General features: G+C 66.9%; 21 protein-coding genes. 8 read left to right on the forward strand and 13 right to left on the reverse strand.

What is annotated here, in order from left to right:
* Nucleotides 1–181 precede the first annotated feature (181 nt).
* Together map and CJ014_RS01525 are read right to left on the reverse strand one after the other, a co-directional pair.
* On the reverse strand, nt 182–937 hold the full coding sequence (map, locus tag CJ014_RS01520; protein ID WP_100078753.1) for a type I methionyl aminopeptidase: 756 nt from the start codon (nt 935–937) through the stop codon (nt 182–184).
* 15 nt (nt 938–952) lie between these two features.
* Complete coding sequence (locus CJ014_RS01525) at nt 953–1,504, reverse strand: NADPH-dependent FMN reductase (RefSeq protein ID WP_100079302.1); 552 nt, start codon at nt 1,502–1,504, stop codon at nt 953–955.
* Nucleotides 1,505–1,733: 229 nt separating this feature from the next.
* Here CJ014_RS01525 and CJ014_RS01530 point away from each other — a divergent pair, with 229 nt between their 5' ends.
* Both CJ014_RS01530 and CJ014_RS01535 read left to right on the forward strand, forming a co-directional pair.
* Entirely contained in the window at nt 1,734–2,189 is a 456-nt protein-coding gene (locus tag CJ014_RS01530; RefSeq protein WP_100078754.1) for an Lrp/AsnC family transcriptional regulator, read from the forward strand.
* Entirely contained in the window at nt 2,186–2,815 is a 630-nt protein-coding gene (locus CJ014_RS01535; RefSeq protein ID WP_245426955.1) for a LysE family translocator, read from the forward strand. The genes CJ014_RS01530 and CJ014_RS01535 overlap by 4 nt, the downstream gene beginning before the upstream one ends.
* A 97-nt stretch (nt 2,816–2,912) precedes the next feature.
* On the opposite strand, the gene CJ014_RS01540 is transcribed toward CJ014_RS01535, so the two are convergent.
* Nucleotides 2,913–3,827: a LysR family transcriptional regulator gene (locus CJ014_RS01540; RefSeq protein ID WP_100079304.1), complete on the reverse strand. Its 915-nt coding sequence runs from the start codon at nt 3,825–3,827 to the stop codon at nt 2,913–2,915.
* Between the two features lie 273 nt (nt 3,828–4,100).
* On the opposite strand from CJ014_RS01540, the gene CJ014_RS01545 reads away from it, so the two are divergent.
* From CJ014_RS01545 to rpsD, 4 genes are all read left to right on the forward strand, one after another.
* The gene (locus CJ014_RS01545) at nt 4,101–5,138 is read left to right on the forward strand and encodes an aldo/keto reductase (protein WP_100078755.1); all 1,038 of its coding nucleotides are present in this window, start codon (nt 4,101–4,103) and stop codon (nt 5,136–5,138) included.
* Between the two features lie 120 nt (nt 5,139–5,258).
* A complete protein-coding gene (locus CJ014_RS01550; protein WP_100078756.1) occupies nt 5,259–6,050 on the forward strand; it encodes an RNA methyltransferase in 792 nt (263 codons plus the stop codon).
* Between the two features lie 189 nt (nt 6,051–6,239).
* Entirely contained in the window at nt 6,240–7,049 is an 810-nt protein-coding gene (murI, locus tag CJ014_RS01555) for a glutamate racemase (protein WP_245426958.1), read from the forward strand.
* Nucleotides 7,050–7,283: 234 nt separating this feature from the next.
* A complete protein-coding gene (rpsD, locus tag CJ014_RS01560; protein ID WP_100078758.1) occupies nt 7,284–7,901 on the forward strand; it encodes a 30S ribosomal protein S4 in 618 nt (205 codons plus the stop codon).
* A gap of 59 nt (nt 7,902–7,960) precedes the next feature.
* On the opposite strand, the gene CJ014_RS01565 is transcribed toward rpsD, so the two are convergent.
* The 9 genes from CJ014_RS01565 to purC all read right to left on the reverse strand — a co-directional run bounded on the left by CJ014_RS01565 (nt 7,961) and on the right by purC (nt 15,136).
* Nucleotides 7,961–9,082, reverse strand: coding sequence for a serine hydrolase domain-containing protein (locus tag CJ014_RS01565; RefSeq protein WP_100078759.1), 1,122 nt, complete (start codon nt 9,080–9,082; stop codon nt 7,961–7,963).
* Between the two features lie 180 nt (nt 9,083–9,262).
* A complete protein-coding gene (locus CJ014_RS01570; RefSeq protein ID WP_100078760.1) occupies nt 9,263–9,625 on the reverse strand; it encodes a hypothetical protein in 363 nt (120 codons plus the stop codon).
* A gap of 473 nt (nt 9,626–10,098) precedes the next feature.
* On the reverse strand, nt 10,099–10,440 hold the full coding sequence (grxD, locus tag CJ014_RS01575; protein WP_100078761.1) for a Grx4 family monothiol glutaredoxin: 342 nt from the start codon (nt 10,438–10,440) through the stop codon (nt 10,099–10,101).
* A gap of 51 nt (nt 10,441–10,491) precedes the next feature.
* Nucleotides 10,492–10,722: a BolA family protein gene (locus CJ014_RS01580; RefSeq protein WP_026792434.1), complete on the reverse strand. Its 231-nt coding sequence runs from the start codon at nt 10,720–10,722 to the stop codon at nt 10,492–10,494.
* A gap of 151 nt (nt 10,723–10,873) precedes the next feature.
* Nucleotides 10,874–13,078 carry a phosphoribosylformylglycinamidine synthase subunit PurL gene (gene purL / locus CJ014_RS01585; RefSeq protein WP_100078762.1) on the reverse strand — a complete coding sequence of 735 codons (2,205 nt, stop codon included), beginning with the start codon at nt 13,076–13,078 and terminating at the stop codon, nt 10,874–10,876.
* Between the two features lie 83 nt (nt 13,079–13,161).
* A complete protein-coding gene (purQ, locus tag CJ014_RS01590) occupies nt 13,162–13,833 on the reverse strand; it encodes a phosphoribosylformylglycinamidine synthase subunit PurQ (RefSeq protein WP_100078763.1) in 672 nt (223 codons plus the stop codon).
* A 20-nt stretch (nt 13,834–13,853) separates the two neighbouring features.
* Nucleotides 13,854–13,973 (reverse strand): phosphoribosylformylglycinamidine synthase-associated small membrane protein, encoded by a 120-nt coding sequence (locus tag CJ014_RS28095; RefSeq protein WP_245426960.1) that lies wholly within the window; start codon nt 13,971–13,973, stop codon nt 13,854–13,856.
* Between the two features lie 7 nt (nt 13,974–13,980).
* Complete coding sequence (gene purS, locus CJ014_RS01595; RefSeq protein WP_100078764.1) at nt 13,981–14,223, reverse strand: phosphoribosylformylglycinamidine synthase subunit PurS; 243 nt, start codon at nt 14,221–14,223, stop codon at nt 13,981–13,983.
* Between the two features lie 115 nt (nt 14,224–14,338).
* A complete protein-coding gene (gene purC / locus CJ014_RS01600; RefSeq protein ID WP_026782764.1) occupies nt 14,339–15,136 on the reverse strand; it encodes a phosphoribosylaminoimidazolesuccinocarboxamide synthase in 798 nt (265 codons plus the stop codon).
* A 347-nt stretch (nt 15,137–15,483) separates the two neighbouring features.
* Here purC and CJ014_RS01605 point away from each other — a divergent pair, with 347 nt between their 5' ends.
* Together CJ014_RS01605 and CJ014_RS01610 are read left to right on the forward strand one after the other, a co-directional pair.
* Nucleotides 15,484–15,867, forward strand: a complete 384-nt coding sequence (locus CJ014_RS01605) for a DUF1476 domain-containing protein (RefSeq protein WP_342588504.1) — start codon at nt 15,484–15,486, stop codon at nt 15,865–15,867.
* Between the two features lie 19 nt (nt 15,868–15,886).
* The gene (locus CJ014_RS01610; protein ID WP_100078765.1) at nt 15,887–16,657 is read left to right on the forward strand and encodes an HpcH/HpaI aldolase family protein; all 771 of its coding nucleotides are present in this window, start codon (nt 15,887–15,889) and stop codon (nt 16,655–16,657) included.
* 15 nt (nt 16,658–16,672) lie between these two features.
* Here CJ014_RS01610 and CJ014_RS01615 read toward each other — a convergent pair whose 3' ends face one another.
* Nucleotides 16,673–17,233: an RBBP9/YdeN family alpha/beta hydrolase gene (locus CJ014_RS01615; RefSeq protein WP_100078766.1), complete on the reverse strand. Its 561-nt coding sequence runs from the start codon at nt 17,231–17,233 to the stop codon at nt 16,673–16,675.
* Nucleotides 17,234–17,479: the final 246 nt, after the last annotated feature.

A 17,479-nucleotide genomic window follows, 5' to 3' on the forward strand; every position in this document is an offset into this window, starting at 1 on the left:
CATGGCGTTGCCGCCGAGGCCAGTCCGGCCGCATCGCTTTTGGGCGTACGCTGACGTAAACGGAAGGCGTTATACCAAGGGGCATTGAAAATGCCTCTTGCCGATTTCTCATGCCCTCGATGCACATGAGAAATCGGCAATGCTCTCAATGAGCGGATGCGTCGGTATCTTCGCGAATTGGTTATTGTTCGGAGGGCAGCGTCACCACCACCGGGCCGTTGCGGGTGGCGACGATGGTGTGCTCGAATTGCACGGTCGGCGCGCGCGGCTCGGAATAGAGCGTCCATTCGTCGTCGCCGTCCTCGGCCCATTCGGCGCCCAGCGACAGGAAGGGCTCGACGGTGAAGACGAGGCCGTCGGTGATGACGCGCCGCTCGTGCGAATCCGGCCAGGTGGCGATGTCGGACGGCTCCTCGTGCAGCGAGCGTCCGACGCCGTGGCTGCCGAGATTGCGCACCAGCGTGTAGCCGTTCTTGCGGGCGAAGGCGCCGACGGCGCGGCCAACGCCGGCCAGCGGCCGGCCGGGGGCGACGGCGCCGATGCCGGCCCACATGGCGCGCCGGCCGTCGCGGCACAGCCGGTCCAGCCTGGCCGGCACGGGCGAGACGGCGAAGGAGGCGCCGCTGTCGGCGAAGAAGCCATCCTTGGAGGCGGAAACGTCGAGGTTGACGAGGTCGCCGACCTTCAGCACCCGGTCGCCGGGGATGCCGTGGGCGATCTCCTCGCTGACCGAGATGCAGGCGACGCCGGGGAAGCCGTAGGTCGCTTTCGGCGCCGGTATGGCGCCGGCCTCGTCGAGCACCCGGCCGGCGATTTCGTCGAGCTCGGCGGTGGTGACGCCGGGGCGGACGGCGGTTGCCATGGCGGCAATGGCGTCGGCCACGGCGCGGCCGATCGCCTTGAGCCCGTCGAGCTCGTCCTCGTTGGTGACGGTCATGTTGTCTCCCAGCCGTTATTTGTGTTTGCCGATCCAGGTCGCGAAGGCGGCGAGGAAGCCGGCGAGGAAGGACTTGGTGTCCGCGTTGGCGAGCTTTCCGTCCTGATCCAGGAGGTCACCGACCTTGGAAACATAGGCTTCGGGCTGCTGCATGACCGGCATGTCGAGGAAGACCAGCGGCTGGCGCAGGTGGTGGTTGGCGCCGAAAGCGCCGAGCAGGCCGGGCGAAACGCTGACGATGGCGGCGGGCTTGCCCTTCCAGACGCTCTTGCCATAGGGGCGGGAGCCGACGTCGAGGGCATTCTTCAGAAGGCCGGGAATGGACCGGTTGTATTCGGGCGTCACGAACAGCACGGCGTCGGCGCCGACGACCTCGCCGCGGAACTTGGTCCAGGCGGCCGGCGGCGTGTCGTCGTCGAGGTCGGGGTTATAGAGCGGCAGCTCGCCGATCTCGACGCTGCGGAGCGTCAGCTTGTCGGCGGCAAGCGTTGCGAGGTTGTCGGCCACTGCCCGCGAGAAGGATCCCTTGCGCAGGCTGCCAACCAGAACCGCGACATCATAGGCCATGCTTTTCTCCTCTGCCCGGCGGACGCGGCGGTCGCCGCGTTCCGTCTCGACGCCGTCGGCCAAGGCTGGCGCGGCGGAGCGTCCGTCTCGTTATAGGGGATTTGCCGGAAGACTGTCCATGTGAAGCATTGTTATCGCGGATTGGCTTTGATCTCAAATTTTCCTGCCATAATGATATTGGTCGGGAAATAATGTTGACGATACGCTATATATCGGGAAATCATGCGCAATGGATGAAATCGATCGTCAAATCGTGATGTGCCTCGGCGACGACGCCCGCCGCTCGCTGGCCGATATCGGCGGCGAGGTCGGCCTGTCGACGTCGGCGGTGAACGAACGCATCCGCCGCCTCACCGCCAGCGGCGTGATCCGCCGCTTCACCGTCGATGCCGACGCCGAGGCGCTGGGCCTCGGCATCGCCGCCTTCGTCTTCGTCGGGTTGGCGGCGGATGCCGACGAGGCTGCGTTCCGGGCGGTCGCCGCCGATCATCCCGCCATCGTCGAATGCCAGCACGTCACCGGCGGCTGGAACTATCTGATCAAGATCCGCGTCGGGTCGCTCGCCGGCATCGAGGCCTTCCTCGACGATTTCAAGCGGCGGCGGCTGATCGCCCGCAGCGAGACGATGATCGCCCTGTCGACCGTCGTCGAGCCGCCTTTCCGGCCGCGGAGAGAGCGATCGTGAGCCTCCTGCTGCTGGCGGCCAAAGGCTTCGCCCTCGGTTTCGCCGTCGCCGCGCCGCTCGGGCCGATCGGCGCGCTCTGCATCAACCGGACGCTGCAGCGCGGCTTCCGGGTCGGTCTTGCCGGCGGGCTCGGCACGGCGCTGGCCGACGCCCTCTATGGCGGCCTGGCGGCGCTCGGCTTTGCCGCCTTCTCGGCCTTTCTCGGGGCGATCGACGGGCCGCTGCGGCTTTTTGGCGGCCTCGCCATGATCTGGCTCGGCTGGCAAGGCATGCGGCCGAAGCCGCCACGGCCGGCCGCCGACATCGGCGCCCGCGACCTTGTCGGCAGCATCGGCGCCACCTTCCTGCTCACCATCGCCAACCCGACGACCATCCTGTCCTTCGCCGTGTTCTTCGCCGGCCTGGGCCTCGCCTCGACCGCCGATGCCGCTTCGGCGGCCGTGGTGATCGCCGGCGTATTCGCCGGCTCGCTCGCCTGGTGGGTCATCCTGACGGGCGGCGTGGCGCTGGTCCGCCACAAGGTCGGCGACCGCTTCGCAGTGTGGGTCGGGCGACTGTCCGGCGGCCTGATCCTCACCTTCGGGCTTCTGGCGGTCGGCTCGTTTGTCGCCGGGCTTGGCCGCTAGATCGTCGTGCGTCCTAACGGACGCAAAGCGACGATCTAGCCTTTTGTTCTCGCATCGGATTTACCGAAAACCGGATTCCACTTTTCGGTCCGATGCTCTAATCCCTCGATTGCTCGCGCATCTGCCGGAGGCAGGCATCGATGAAGACGCGCAGCTTGGGCTGCATCCGGCTCGACTTGGGATAGTAGAGGTAAAGTGCGTCGCGGGCCGGCGCGAAGTCGTCGAGGCAGGTCTCGAGGCGGCCGTCGGCGAGTTCGCGGCGGGCGTTCTGCGACGACGAGTAGGTGAGGCCGAGGCCGGCCACCGCCAATGCCCGCAACAGGGCGGAATCGTCGGATGTCACCTGTCCCGGCGGATCGCTGGTGACGGCGACGCCTTCCCGCTCGAATTCCCAGCGGTAGAGATCGCCGGTGTCGGGCAGGCGGAAGCGCAGGCAGCTGTGATGGGCGAGATCGTCCGGCGTCGCGGGCCTGCCGTGGGCGGCGAAATAGGCCGGCGCGCCGATCACCACCCAGGAGAAGGGCGGGGTGACGCGGACCGTCAGCATGTCCTGGTCGATGAATTCGCCGATGCGGATGCCGGCGTCGAAGCCGTCGCCGACCAGGTCGTGGCGCTTGGTGTCGGTCACCACGTCGACGGCGATGTCCGGGTAGGCGGCGACGAAGGCCGGCAGCACCGGCGCCAGGACCTCGCGGGCGGCGATGTTATGGACGAGCAGCCTGAGCGTGCCCGACGGCCTGCCGCTGAGGTTGGCCAGCGTATCGAGCGATCCAGCGATGGCGTCGGCGGCCGGCCGCACCTCGGCAAGAAACCGCTCGCCGGCCTCGGTGAGGGCGACATGGCGGGTGGTGCGGTGGAGAAGCGGCAGGCCGATCCGCCGCTCCAGCGTCTGCACCGCCTGGCTGACGGCGCCGGGGGTGACGCCGAGCTCGCGGGCGGCGGCGCGAAAGCTGCCGCGCCGGACCACCGTGAGAAATTCGCTTATACCGTCGAAGAGGTCGGTCCTGGCCATGGTGCCTTCCGGATTTCGCCCGCCGCCGGCTCGCTCAAGCGTGATTTGGCGGTTGGCGGCGCCGGCCGCATAATACAGCATCAATAGGCGATGATTGTATAGATGAACTAATCAGGCTGTCGCTTCCGGCCCGGCTTTTCTGCCGACCGGCGGCGGCCTATGTCTGGGGACGGGCATCCGGAGTTGCTCTCCGCTTTCGTTCTGTTGCCCGAACCCGCGCGCTTCGCGCCGGTCGCGTTCACGTTCCTCAATGCAATTCTTCAAGGTGATGACATGCGCTACAACACGCTCGGTGGCACCGGCCTTCTCGTATCGGAAATCTGCCTGGGCACCATGACCTTCGGCGGTCAGGGCTTCTGGACCGCCATCGGCTCGCTCGACCAGTCGGTCGCCGACAGCATCGTCGCCGGCGCCCTCGACAAGGGCGTCAACTTCATCGACACCGCCGACGTCTATTCGGAGGGGCTGTCGGAACAGATCACCGGCGCGGCGATCCGCAATTCCGGCCGCGCCCGTTCCGACGTGGTGCTGGCCACCAAGGTGTTCGGTTCGGTCGGCAAGGGCGTCAACGATCGCGGCGCCTCGCGCGGCCACATCATGGATGGCGTCAAAGCCAGCCTGAAGCGGCTCGGCACCGACTATATCGACCTCTACCAGATCCACGGCACCGACCCGGTGACGCCCATCGAGGAGACGGTGCGGGCGCTCGACGACCTCGTCCGCGAAGGTCTCATCCGCTATGTCGGCGTCTCCAACTGGCCGGCCTGGCGCATCATGAAGGCGCTCGGCATCGCCGACCGGCTGGGTCTCGGCCGCATCGCCAGCCTGCAGGCCTATTATACCATCGCCGGCCGCGACCTCGAGCGGGAGATCGCGCCGCTGCTGCTTTCCGAAAAGGTGGGGCTGATGGTGTGGAGCCCGCTGGCCGGCGGCCTGCTGTCCGGCAAGTACAGCCGCGACGGTTCGGGTCCGGAAGGCGCCCGCCGCGCCAGCTTCGACTTCCCGCCGGTCGACAAGGACCGCGCCTTCGACGCCGTCGACGTGATGGCCGAGATCGCCAGGGAGAAGGGCGTGTCGGTGGCGCGCATCGCGCTCGCCTATGTGCTGCACAAGCCGTTCGTGTCGTCGGTGATCATCGGCGCCAAGTCGGTCGAGCAGCTCGACGACAATATCGCCGCCAGCGAGGTGGTCCTGTCGGCCGACGAGCTTGCCCGCCTCGACGCCGTCTCGGCCCTGCCGGCCGAATACCCCGGCTGGATGCTGGAGCGGCAGGGCAGCGAGCGGGCCACCTCGGTCGCCGGGCCGCGCTGAGTGACGATCGGGTGGCGCACCGGCGTGCGCCACCCGGCTTCGGGAACGGTCGGGGATTTCTCCCTTTTCTTGACCGGCGCGATATGCCAAACCCGCGGCGAAAGCGGGACAGGCAACATCATGTCGGACGACAAAGCGGCCGGGCGCGGACCGGCCATCATCCTCTGCGAGCCGCAGATGGGCGAGAATATCGGCGCGGCGGCGCGCGCCATGGCCAATTTCGGCCTCTCCGATCTCCGGATCGTCGCCCCGCGCGACGGCTGGCCCAACGACAAGGCGGAAGCCAACGCCGCCAAGGCGACGCACATCATCCACGCCGCCCGCGTCTACGACAGGCTGGAGGAAGCGATCGCCGATCTCTCCTTCGTCTACGCCACGACGGCGCGCGACCGCGACGTCACCAAGGCGGTGCGCGGGCCGGTTCACGCGGCCAGGCATATAAGGGCTCTTGAAGCCCAGGGCGCGGCGGTCGGCCTGCTGTTCGGCCGCGAGCGCTGGGGCCTCAACAACGACGAGGTGGCGCTCGCCGACGAGATCCTGACGCTGCCGGTGGTGCCCAAATACGCCTCGCTCAACATCGCCCAGGCGGTGCTGGTGGTCGCCTACGAGTGGCGCAAGGCCGGCTTCGACGATCCCGACGGCGCATTGCCGTTTGCCGCCTCCGACCGCTCGCCGCCGGCCGGCAAGGCGGAGCTGCTCGGGCTGTTCGATCACCTGGAATCGGTGCTCGACGAGCGGCATTTCTTCCACCCGCCCGAGAAGCGGCCGACGATGATCCACAATCTCCGCGCCATCTTCCAGCGCCAGCAACTGACGCAGCAGGAGATCCGGACGCTGAGGGGCATCATCACCTGCCTCGACGGCAAGAACCACCGGCCGAAGAAGCGGATCACCGACGACGGCGAGGCCTAGAGCGGCGTCCCGGCTCTAGGCTTTTGTTTGCACATCGGATTTTCCGAAAACCGGATTTCACTTTTCGGTCCGATGCTTTAGCCGCAAGCTTTCGTTAACCCTGCGGTTCGAGGATGGACGGCGCCGGGCCCGATGTCGCCGCATTCGGCTGGCAAGGCTAGACCAACGAGACAGGCTCCAAGGACTTCCATGCGCATCCTGGTGTTCGACAGCGGCGTCGGCGGCCTTTCGGTCGCCCGCGAAATCGGCAAGGCGCTGCCGGGCGCCGGCATGGACTATGTCGCCGATCTCGCCGTCTTTCCCTATGGCGCGCTGGAGCCGGAGGCGCTGATTGGCCGCGTCGTGTCGCTGATGGACGAGGCGCTCGCCGTGCTCGACCCGGCGGCGCTGGTGATCGCCTGCAATACCGCCTCGACGCTGGTGCTGCCGCCGCTGCGCGCCCGCTTCAAGCTGCCGATCGTCGGCACGGTGCCGGCGGTGAAGCCGGCCGCCGAGCACAGCCGGTCGCGGTTGGCCTCGGTGCTGGCGACGCCGGGCACGGTGAAGCGCGACTACACGCACGACCTGATCGGGACGTTCGGCGGCGACTGCCGCTTCACGCTGGTCGGCTCAAAGGGGCTGGCCGGACTGGTCGAACGGCAGTTTTCCGGCGAGCCGGTCACCGACGCCGAGCTTGTCGCCGAAATCGCTCCCTGCTTCGTGGAAGAAGGGGGGAGGCGCACCGACACGGTGGTGCTCGCCTGCACCCATTATCCGCTGGTGCTCGACCGGCTGAAGGCGCTCGCTCCCTGGCCCGTCGAGTGGATCGATCCGGCGCCGGCCATCGCCCGCCGGGTGGCGACCGTGACGGCCGGCGCCGGCCCGTCGCGCGACGAAGCCGCCCCGCCCCGCTTCTTCTCGACCGGCCGCCGGCCGGCCCCCGCCATGCTCGAAGCCTTCGGATTCGTTGAAGGTGGCAACCTCTTCGCCGGCGAAGGGCCGAAAGTGGCCATTGGCTAAGCGAAAAGGCGGAAATGCCGCGCTTTCAGTTTGACAGCGGCGGCTCCCTCGACTATTCACCCCTCAACCCGCCGGTTCCTTGGCAACGAGGAGCCGGCGCGGCCGTTCACGTGTCCCGTGGGGGACCTGCCGCGCGCAGCGTTTCCCTGTCGGTTTCGGGCGGTCTTTGGATCGCCTCGGAGCAGAGGAGGGCGCGCGTCCTGAAAGAAACACCGACTACAAGCGGGATACGCGATGTCTAAGCGCCATAGTGCAAAGTACAAGATCGACCGCCGCATGGGCGAGAACCTCTGGGGTCGCCCCAAGAGCCCGGTCAACAAGCGTGAATACGGCCCCGGCCAGCACGGTCAGCGCCGCAAGGGCAAGACCTCCGACTACGGTCTGCAGCTCCGTGCCAAGCAGAAGCTGAAGGGCTATTACGGCGACCTCAGCGAGAAGCAGTTCTACAAGATTTACGAAGAGGCCGTCCGCCTGCGCGGCGACACCTCGGAAGCGCTGATCGGCCTGCTCGAGACCCGTCTCGACGCCGTCGTCTATCGCGCCAAGTTCGTGCCGACCCCCTTCGCCGCCCGCCAGTTCGTCAACCACGGCCACGTCACCGTCAACGGCCGCAAGGTCAACGTCGGCTCGTACCGCTGCAAGGTCGGCGACGTGATCGAGGTTCGCCAGAAGTCCAAGGAACTGGCCCTGGTTCTCGAGTCGGTCGAGCTCGCCGAGCGCGACACGCCCGACTACATCGAGGTCGACACCTCCAAGAAGGTTGCCAAGCTGGTGCGCGTGCCGGCGCTGGCCGACGTGCCCTACGCCGTCAAGATGGAGCCGAACCTGGTCGTCGAGTATTACTCGCGCTGATAGGGTTCCGAAGCTTCGGACATATGGAAAGGCCGCCCATCGGGCGGCCTTTTCGCTTTTCAGTCGCCGAGGGCGGCGTAAACGGCTTGAAAGACGTCCTTCGGGAAGGCGCCCGTGCAGCCTTCGAGGGCCGTGTTGGTGAAGATGACAATCGTGAGGCCGGTCGCCGGATCGACGTACCATTGATGGCCGTAGATGCCGCCCCAGGCCCAGGTGCCGGGCCTACACGGCACGTTCTGCACGGATGGGTCGCGATAGATCGACCAGCCGTGCGAATATCCCTGGCCGGACGGCGCGGGATCGAGATCCACCGTATGCGCCTCGGTCAGAAGCGGCATCGAGGCCGCCGACAGCAGCGGCGCGCCGCCCTTGCGCATCGCCTCGAGGAAGACGAGAAAATCCTCGGCCGTGCCGATCATGCCGGCGCCGCCCGACGGGAAGGCCGTCCTGTCGAAGGCGCGGCCGGGCCAGAACAGCACGAAGCCGTCGCCGTCCTTGACGAGCTGGGTATCGCCCATGCGGATCGGCGGCGTGCCGTCGGCGTAGGGAACGGCCAGGCGGTCGGGATCGGTCGGCCAGAAGGCGGTGTCGGGCATGCCGAGCGGGTCGGTGACCCGGGCCTTGACGATCTCCGGCAGCGTCCGGCCGTCGGCCACTTCCATGATGCCGCCGAGCACGTCGATGCCGACCGAATAGCGCCAGCCGGTGCCGGGCGCAAAAGCGAGGGGCAGGGCGGCGATGCGCCTGATGTTCTCGGCGAGGTCGAAGTCGGACGGACCGGTGCCGCCGCAAGCCGGCTTGCCGTTGCCGTTGTCCACCTCGTAGGTGAGGCCCGAGGTGTGCGTCATAAGCTGCGAGATGGTGATCGGCGGCGCGCTGCCGTCGGCAAGGCGCGGTTGGAAGTCGGGCAGATAGCGGGTGACCGGATCGTCGAGCCGCAGCCGGCCGGCTTCGACCATGGCAAGGGCGGCCACCGAAACCATCGGCTTGGTCACCGAGGCCAGGCGGAAGAGGGTGCGCGGCGCCACCGGCCTCAGCGCTTCGCGGTCGAGGTAGCCGGCCTGCCGGCTGTAGACGAGCTCGCCGTCCAGCTCGATCAGGATGTTGGCGCCGACGATGGTCCGGCCCACGGCCCGGTCGACGACGGCGTCGACGGCCGAAAAATGAATGCCCCTGCCCACGTTGCCTTCTCCCTTTCCTTGCCTCGACAGACCGCTTCGGCGGCCGCGGGTGCCATCCTAATCCCTCGTTCCCCCGTTTGTGACAGGAAGAGCGAATGGAAAAACGGAAAAGGCCGCCCGAGGGGGCGGCCTTCCCGACAAACGTCAGCTTTCGCCGACCGGTTGAGCTCAAGCTGACGATCAGTTGCCCATCACGTCGCTGTTTTCGGCGAAGGGTATATTCCGCTGATGGGCGATCTCGGCGCTGGCGCCCGGCAGAATGGTCTTCGTCACGAAGTCGTTGCCGCTGGCCGCACCCGGATCGTATTCGACGACGGTGCTGGGAGCGGCGCCGTGGGTACCGACCACCGCGTTGCCGGCGACGGTGGCATAGCGCTGGGCATCCGCCTTGGCGGCGGCGGCGTTGGCCGGGTTCACCTGGGCGGGAGCCTCGACGAAGGTCGGCGAGGCATTGTCGGCGCCCGGATCGAAGGAGGAAGCGGCGTTGGCGAGGGCGGGGGCCAGAACGATGGCGAAAGCGGCAGCGGTGAGGAAGGTCTTCATGATGATAACTCCGGTCTTCAAGTCTTGTTCGGGTCGTAAATTCTGTCGGGTGGCAGCGGGGAGGTTTTGCTCGCTGCCGATGACCTCTATCTGCACCTCGATCGATCACGGCGAAACCGGCCTCCGCTGACGAGTGCGCGTCGGGAAGGTGAACGCCGGATCGCGAAATCGTGTGGCCGGAGTTGAACGGCTTGGGCGGCGCTCGGTAAAACCGCGGTCTGCCGCGAAAAACCGCCTCGCCGCTGCTCAATGACGATCGGCGCCGGCGTGAATGACGGCGGCTTCCGTTCACGAAACGCATGCGCCTCGAGGCGACGTTTTTCTGGCAAAATCGGGAAAATGCGGGTTAGCCGCCTTCGAAGAGAAGGCAGCGGTGCCCTTCGTCCTCCGCGCGGGGTGGTTCGGGAGAACGAAAAGGCCCCCGCCGGGACCGGCAGGGGCCTTGGAAAGGCGCAGGGAAGAGGCCGGAAGGCTTATTCGGCGGCCGCCTCGTTGACGGCGATGCCGGCGCCCTTGAGGTAGGACTGCAATTCCTGCTTCTGGAACATCTCGCGGACGATGTCGCAGCCGCCGACGAATTCGCCCTTCACGTAGAGCTGCGGCAGCGTCGGCCAGTTGGAATAGGCCTTGATGCCCTCGCGCAGCTCGGGATTTTCCAGCACGTTGACGCCCTTGAAGGGCACGCCGAGGTAGCTGAGGATCTGCACGACCTGCCCGGAGAAGCCGCACATCGGGAAATCCGGCGTGCCCTTCATGAACAGGACGATGTCGTTGGTCTTCACTTCGTTGTCGATGATCGACTTGATATCAGCCATGGGTCTACCTCGGTCGGTCGGATTCAAGGTCCGAATTGGAAGCATTCAAAGTTAAGGCGCGCTGGTCTGAAGCGCAAGGGCATGCAGCTCGCCGCCCATCTTTCCCTTGAGCGCATCGTAGACCAACTGATGCTGCTTGACCCGCGTCAGGCCGCGAAAAGCTTCCGATACGACGATGGCCGAATAGTGGTCGCCGTCGCCGGCGAGGTCGCGAATTTCGACGCTGGCGTCCGGCAGCGCTTCCTTGATCATCGCCTCGATGTCTCTTGCCTGCATGGCCATGTCGAACACCCCTCTTTTCGTTGCCGGCCGGCAATCTCCCGGCCTCATCCGATCAGATGGCATCATCCGGTCAAAAAGGAAATGCTCAAGGCTCATACCTTCGAGCATATTCGGTCGGCCCGGACAGGGTCCAGTCCAAGCCTGATACGCCCTAGGCCTTGCCGCTCATGAAGGCCGGGAACCAGCCGTCGTAGGCCGCCTTGAGGTCGGCGACCGATGCCTTGCCGGCGGCGCCGAAGTCGACGGCGTCGCCGCCCACCGTGCCGATCCGCTCGGCGCTGACGCCGGCCCTGGCGGCGTCGGCCAGGATGGCGGCGGCTTCGCCCGGCTTGACGGCGATCAGGTAGCGGGCCTGATCCTCGGCGAACACGGCGACTTGCGGCACGCGAGAGCCGAGCTCGACGCGGACGCCGCGCCGGCCGGCCATCGCCATTTCGGCGAGCGCCACGCCGAGGCCGCCGTCGGAGAGATCGTGGCAGGTGGCAACGCGGCCGGAGGCGATCAGGCCACGCACGAAGTCGCCGTTCTTTTTCTCGAGCGCCAGATCGACCGGCGGCGGCGTGCCTTCCTCGCGGCCGTGCAGGTCGCGCAGATAGACCGATTGGCCGAGATGGCTGCCGTGGCCGCCGACGAGGATGACCTCGTCGCCGTCGGCCTTGAAGGCGATGGTGGCCATCCTGGTCACGTCCGGCAAGAGGCCGACGCCGACGATGGTGGGCGAGGGCAGGATGCCTTCGCCGTTGGTCTCGTTGTAGAGCGACACGTTGCCCGAGACGATCGGGAAATCGAGCGCCCGGCAGGCCTCGGCGATGCCCTGCAAGGCCCGCACGAACTGGCCCATGGCCTCCGGCTTCTCGGGATTGCCGAAGTTGAGGTTGTCGGTCAGCGCGATCGGGTCGCCGCCGACGGCGGTGACGTTGCGCCAGCTTTCGGCGACCGCCTGCTTGCCGCCCTCGAAGGGATCGGCGTCGCAGTAGCGCGGCGTCACGTCGGCCGACATGGCGAGCGCCTTCTGCGTACCCTCGACGCGGACGACGCCGGCGTCGCCGCCGGGAATCTGCGCCGAGTTGCCCTGCACCAGGCAGTCGTACTGCTCGTAGACCCAGGCGCGCGACGCCTGGTCCGGGGCGCCGATCAGCCTGATCAGGGCGGCGCCGACGTCGTTCACCGCCGGGATGGCGTCGGCGGCCAGCGGCGCCGCCTTCCTGGGCTCGACCCAGGGACGGTCGTATTCCGGCGCCTCGTCGCCCAGCTCCTTGATCGGCAGGTCGGCCACTTCCTTGCCCTGCCAGATGATGCGGAAGCGCAGGTCGTCGGTGGTCTCGCCGCAGACGGCGAAATCGAGCTCCCACTTGCGGAAGACGGCCTCGGCCTCCTTCTCCTTGGACGGCTCCAGCACCATCAGCATGCGCTCCTGGCTTTCGGAGAGCATCATCTCGTAGGGCGTCATGTCCTCTTCGCGCTGCGGCACGCGGTCGAGATCGAGGCGGATGCCGAGGTTGCCCTTGGCGCCCATTTCCACCGCCGAGCAGGTGAGGCCGGCGGCGCCCATGTCCTGGATGGCGACGACGGCGCCGGTCTTCATCAGCTCGAGGCAGGCTTCCAAGAGGCGCTTCTCGGTGAAGGGGTCGCCGACCTGCACGGTCGGGCGCTTCTCCTCGATGGTGTCGTCGAACTCGGCCGAGGCCATGGTGGCGCCGCCGACGCCGTCGCGGCCGGTCTTGGCGCCGAGATAGACGACGGGCAGGCCGACGCCCTTGGCTTCCGACAGGAAGATGCCGTCGCGCCTGGCGATGCCGAGGGCGAAGGCGTTGACCAGGCAGTTGCCGTTGTAGCGGGCGTGGAAGCGCACCTCGCCGCCGACGGTCGGCACGCCGAAGGAATTGCCATAGCCGCCGACGCCGGCGACGACGCCGGCCACCAGATGGCGGGTCTTCGGGTGGTCCGGCTCGCCGAAGGACAGCGAGTTCATGGCGGCGATCGGCCGGGCGCCCATGGTGAACACGTCGCGCAGAATGCCACCGACGCCGGTCGTCGCGCCCTGGTAGGGCTCGATGTAGGACGGGTGGTTGTGGCTCTCCATCTTGAAGATGGCGACGTCGCCGTCGCCGATGTCGATGACGCCGGCGTTCTCGCCCGGGCCGATCACCACCTTGTCGCCCTTGGTCGGCAGCGTCTTCAGCCACTTCTTGGAGGATTTGTAGGAACAGTGCTCGTTCCACATCGCCGAGAAGATGCCGAGCTCGGTCAGCGTCGGCTTCTTCCCGATCAGGCGGAGGATGCGCTCGTATTCGTCTGGCTTCAGCCCGTGGCGGGCGATGAGGTCGGGCGTGATGTCGATGTCGTTCTGGAACACGGGCAATCCCCTTGGGCGATGGTCCCTCGTCGGACCGGCGGCGGGCCGGTCCGTCCGGCCTCACGCCCCGGCCCGCATGTCTGTCAGGCGGCGACGGCCTGGATAACGCTCTCGAACAGGCCGCGGCCGTCGAGGCCGCCGTGCAGCGCCTCGATCAGGTTTTCCGGGTGCGGCATCATGCCGAGCACGTTGCCGGCCTCGTTGAGGATGCCGGCGATGTCGTTGATCGAGCCGTTGGGATTGGTGCCTTCGGCATAGCGGAAGGCGACGCGGCCGTCGTCCTCGAGGCGGGCCAGCGTCTCGGGATCGGCGAAATAGTTGCCGTCATGGTGCGCCACCGGGCAGCGAATCACCTGCCCCTTGGCATAGGCGCGGGTGAAATCGGTGGCGTTGTTGATCACCCGCAGCTTCACTTCCTTGCAGACGAAACGGAGGTGGGCGTTGCGCATCAGCGCGCCGGGCAACAGGCCCGCCTCGGTCAGGATCTGGAAGCCGTTGCAGACGCCGAGGACGCGGACGCCGGCCTTCGCCTTCCTCGCCACGTCGAGCATGGCCGGCGAGCGGGCGGCGATGGCGCCGCAGCGCAGGTAGTCGCCGTAGGAGAAGCCGCCGGGCAGGACGATCAGGTCGACGTCGGGCAGCGTGGCGTCCTGGTGCCAGACCACGGTCGGCCTGTTACCGGTGACGTCGTGGAGCGCCTTGACCATGTCGTGGTCGCGGTTGGAGCCGGGAAAGAGGACGACGGCCGAGCGCATATCGTTTTCTCCTCGAAGGGTCAGGGCATCAGGAACAGGATGGCGAAGGCGGCGGCAACGACCGGAATACCGATGAAGATCGCCGCCTTGATCAGCATGAAGCGGATGATCCGGCGCGTATCGTCGGAACCGTCGGCCATGCCCGCCTCAGCCGAGAACGGCGATGTCGTAGTTCTCGATGACGGTGTTGGCGAGCAGCTTCTCGCACATGTCGGCCACCGTTGCGCGGGCCTTGTCCGGGTCGGTCTCGGCGAGGGCGAGGTCGACGATCTTGCCCTGGCGGGCGCCGTCGATGCCGGCGAACCCGAGGCCGCGCAGCGCGCCCTCGATCGCCTTGCCCTGCGGATCGAGAACGCCCGCCTTGAGGGTGATGGTGACGCGCACTTTCATGGCCGTATCCCGAAAATAAAGAACGCCGGGGGAATAACCCGGCGTTCTCGGATTCACAAGTCGGTTTTCGCGGCGTTCCGCCGGTTCTGCGCGCCGATTTTTGCGGCGCCGGGCGTCATTTCACCAAGGTCGGGCCGGAGGGGCGCGTCTGCTCGGATTCGTTGAGGATGCCGAGGCGGCGGGCGACTTCGGTGTAGCTTTCGACGAGGCCGCCCATATCCTTGCGGAAGCGGTCCTTGTCGAGGCGGTCGCCGGTGGCGATGTCCCACAGGCGGCAACTGTCGGGGCTGATCTCGTCGGCGACGACGATGCGCATCATGTCGCCTTCCCAGAGGCGGCCGCATTCCATCTTGAAGTCGACGAGGCGGATGCCGACGCCGAGGAACAGGCCGGCCAGGAAGTCGTTGACGCGGATGGCCAGCGCCATGATGTCGTCGATTTCCTGCGGCGAGGCCCAGCCGAAGGCGGTGATATGCTCCTCGGAGACCATCGGGTCCTTGAGCTCGTCGCTCTTGAAGTAGAACTCGATGATCGAGCGCGGCAGTTGCGTGCCTTCCTCGATGCCCAAACGCGTGGCGATCGAGCCGGCGGCGACGTTGCGCACCACCACCTCAAGCGGGATGATCTCCACCTCGCGGATCAACTGCTCGCGCATGTTGAGCCGGCGGATGAAATGGGTGGGGATGCCCATGTTGTTGAGATGGGTGAAGAGATATTCCGAAATCCGGTTGTTCAGAACACCCTTGCCGTCGATGATCTCGTGCTTCTTGGCATTGAACGCCGTGGCGTCGTCCTTGAAGTGTTGAATCAACGTACCCGGTTCGGGACCTTCGTACAGGATCTTGGCCTTACCTTCGTAGATACGCCGGCGGCGGTTCATGGGGATATACCGTGGTCTGTTGATGAAATCCATGAGGCCGGGGCTCCGGGTGCGATTCACAAATTAGCCCGCTTGTTGCCTCGGCGGGAGTTCAGGATGCGTCGACACTCCGACCGGCATGCAAGGCCCGCCAGCGTGGATGCATTCTAAGCACAGAAAGCGGGCGAACTGACGTCCGCCCGCTCCCTCGCCTGGCTGCACACTATCCGATCGGGTCGCGGATAACAATCCCGTCCGCCTGCAATTTCGCGTAGTGGTCATTCCTTAACTCTAAATGTTATTTACCGACTTCCGTCCAAGTTGATCACGAGGCCGTGAAAACATATATTTGAAGCAAGGAGAGTGTTTGAGCTTTCGCCTTTGAGAGAAAGGAGGTTCGGATGTCCACGACATGGAGCCGAAGCCTGCCTTTGTCCGGCGGAAGTAGTCACAACGGCACCATCGCAGTCTTCGACAATCGGGAAAAAGCCTTCGAGATCAAGTTCGCCCGCGACGAGGAGCTGAAGTTCCGCGCCACGGCGCGCCGCAACAAGCTCATCGGCCTGTGGGCGGCGGAAAAATTGGGTATGGGCGAACCCGAGGCGGCCGACTATGCTCGCACCGTCGTTCTCGCGGATCTCACCCGGGTCGGCGGCCGCGACGTCTTCGCCAAGCTGACGGACGATCTCGCCAATGCCGGCATTGCCGTGACGGGCGACGAGATACAGGCGGCGATGCGCGACTTCATGGCGCGCGCCGAACTCGAGGTCAGGGCCGAACCCTGACCCGTCCGAAAGGGAGACGATGGAACGTCCGTCCTTGCGCGCCGCTCTTGCCGGCGATCGTCCGCTCCGGGTTGGCTGGTCCTGCCTGCCCGATCCGCTCACCACCGAAACGATGGTCCGCGCCGGCTTCGAGGCGCTGTTGCTCGACCTGCAGCACGGCATGATCGACATGGGCGCCGCGCCCGCCATGCTCGCCGCCATCCGGGCCGCCGGCGGCTACGCGCTCGCCCGCGTTCCGGTCGGCGAATACCAGTCGGCCTCCCGCCTTGTCGACTGGGGCGCCGAAATGGTGGTGGCGCCGATGATCGAGACGGTGGACGACGCCCGCGCCTTCGCGTCCTTCATGAAATATCCGCCGGATGGCCTGCGCTCCTACGGGCCGGCCCGCGCCGTCCAGCTATCCGGTCTTTCGGCCGAGGCCTACCGCACCTCGGCCAACGGCTCGACGCTGGCCGTGGTGATGATCGAGACGCGCTCGGCGCTGGCCAATCTCGACGCCATCCTGGCGGTGCCCGGGATCGACGGCGTGTTCGTCGGCCCCTACGACCTGTCCATCGCGCTGTCGCCGGACGGCGAGCCGGGGCTCGACCGGCCCGACACCATCGCCGCCATGGAGCGGGTGGTGCGGCAGACGAAGGCGGCCGGCAAGGTGTGCGGCGCCTTTGGGGCGAACGCGGCGCTGGTGCGCCGCTATCTCGGCCTCGGTTTCACCTTCGCCACGCTGTCGACCGACATGGACCTGATCGCCGGTGCCGTGAAGGCGGCGATCGCCGAGGTGGAGAGCGCCTGATATTCGCGGCGCCTCTCAGGGCGCCGCCGGCGCGCTGGCCCGCTTCAGCAGCATGGCGAAGCGCGTCAGTCCCTCCGGCCAGGGGCCGTAGCCGGTGTCGCCGTTGATGTGGCCGGCAAAACCCGCGTCGACGAAGTCCGACCCCCAGGCGGCGGCGTATTCGTCGGCCCGCTCGAAGACGCAATAGGGATCGTCGCGGCTCGCCACCAGCATCGACGGGAAGGGCAGGGGATCGGTGGAGAGGCCGGCGAAGCTCCTGATCTCCGGCTCCTCGAGACGGTCGACGTCGGGCAGGCCGACCAGGAAGGCGGCCGCCACCTTGCGTCCGACATAGGGCGCGGCATGGATCACCGTGGCGACGCCGAGCGAATGGGCGACCAGCACCACCGGCCGGCTCGCCTTGCCGATGGCGATGCCGAGCGCCGACACCCAGGCGTCGCGGTCGGGCCGGGTCCAGTCGCGCTGGGCGACGCGGCGCGCCGTCGGCAGGCGCTTTTCCCAGCGGCTCTGCCAGTGGTCGGGACCGGAATTATTCCAGCCGGGGACGATGAGGATGTCGCATTCCGAGGTTTTCATGCCGGAAACTTGACCGGGATTCCCTTGAAAAGCAAGGCAGCCGCGTCCGCCGGAGCGGGGCACGGCAGCATGTTCGTCCTCCGCCGTCCCGAGGTCGCCGCGGCCTGCCGTTCATGTAGAGAGTCAAGCCGTTATGAGGAGTCGAATCAACGGCTTGCCGGCGGACGTTGCGACGGCCGGGCGGAAGCTGAGACATTGATTCAAGGTCCTGCTATTCAGAATCCGGACGCATAAAAAGGCCGGGCA

Source organism: Pleomorphomonas carboxyditropha (assembly GCF_002770725.1).
GTDB lineage: Bacteria > Pseudomonadota > Alphaproteobacteria > Rhizobiales > Pleomorphomonadaceae > Pleomorphomonas > Pleomorphomonas carboxyditropha.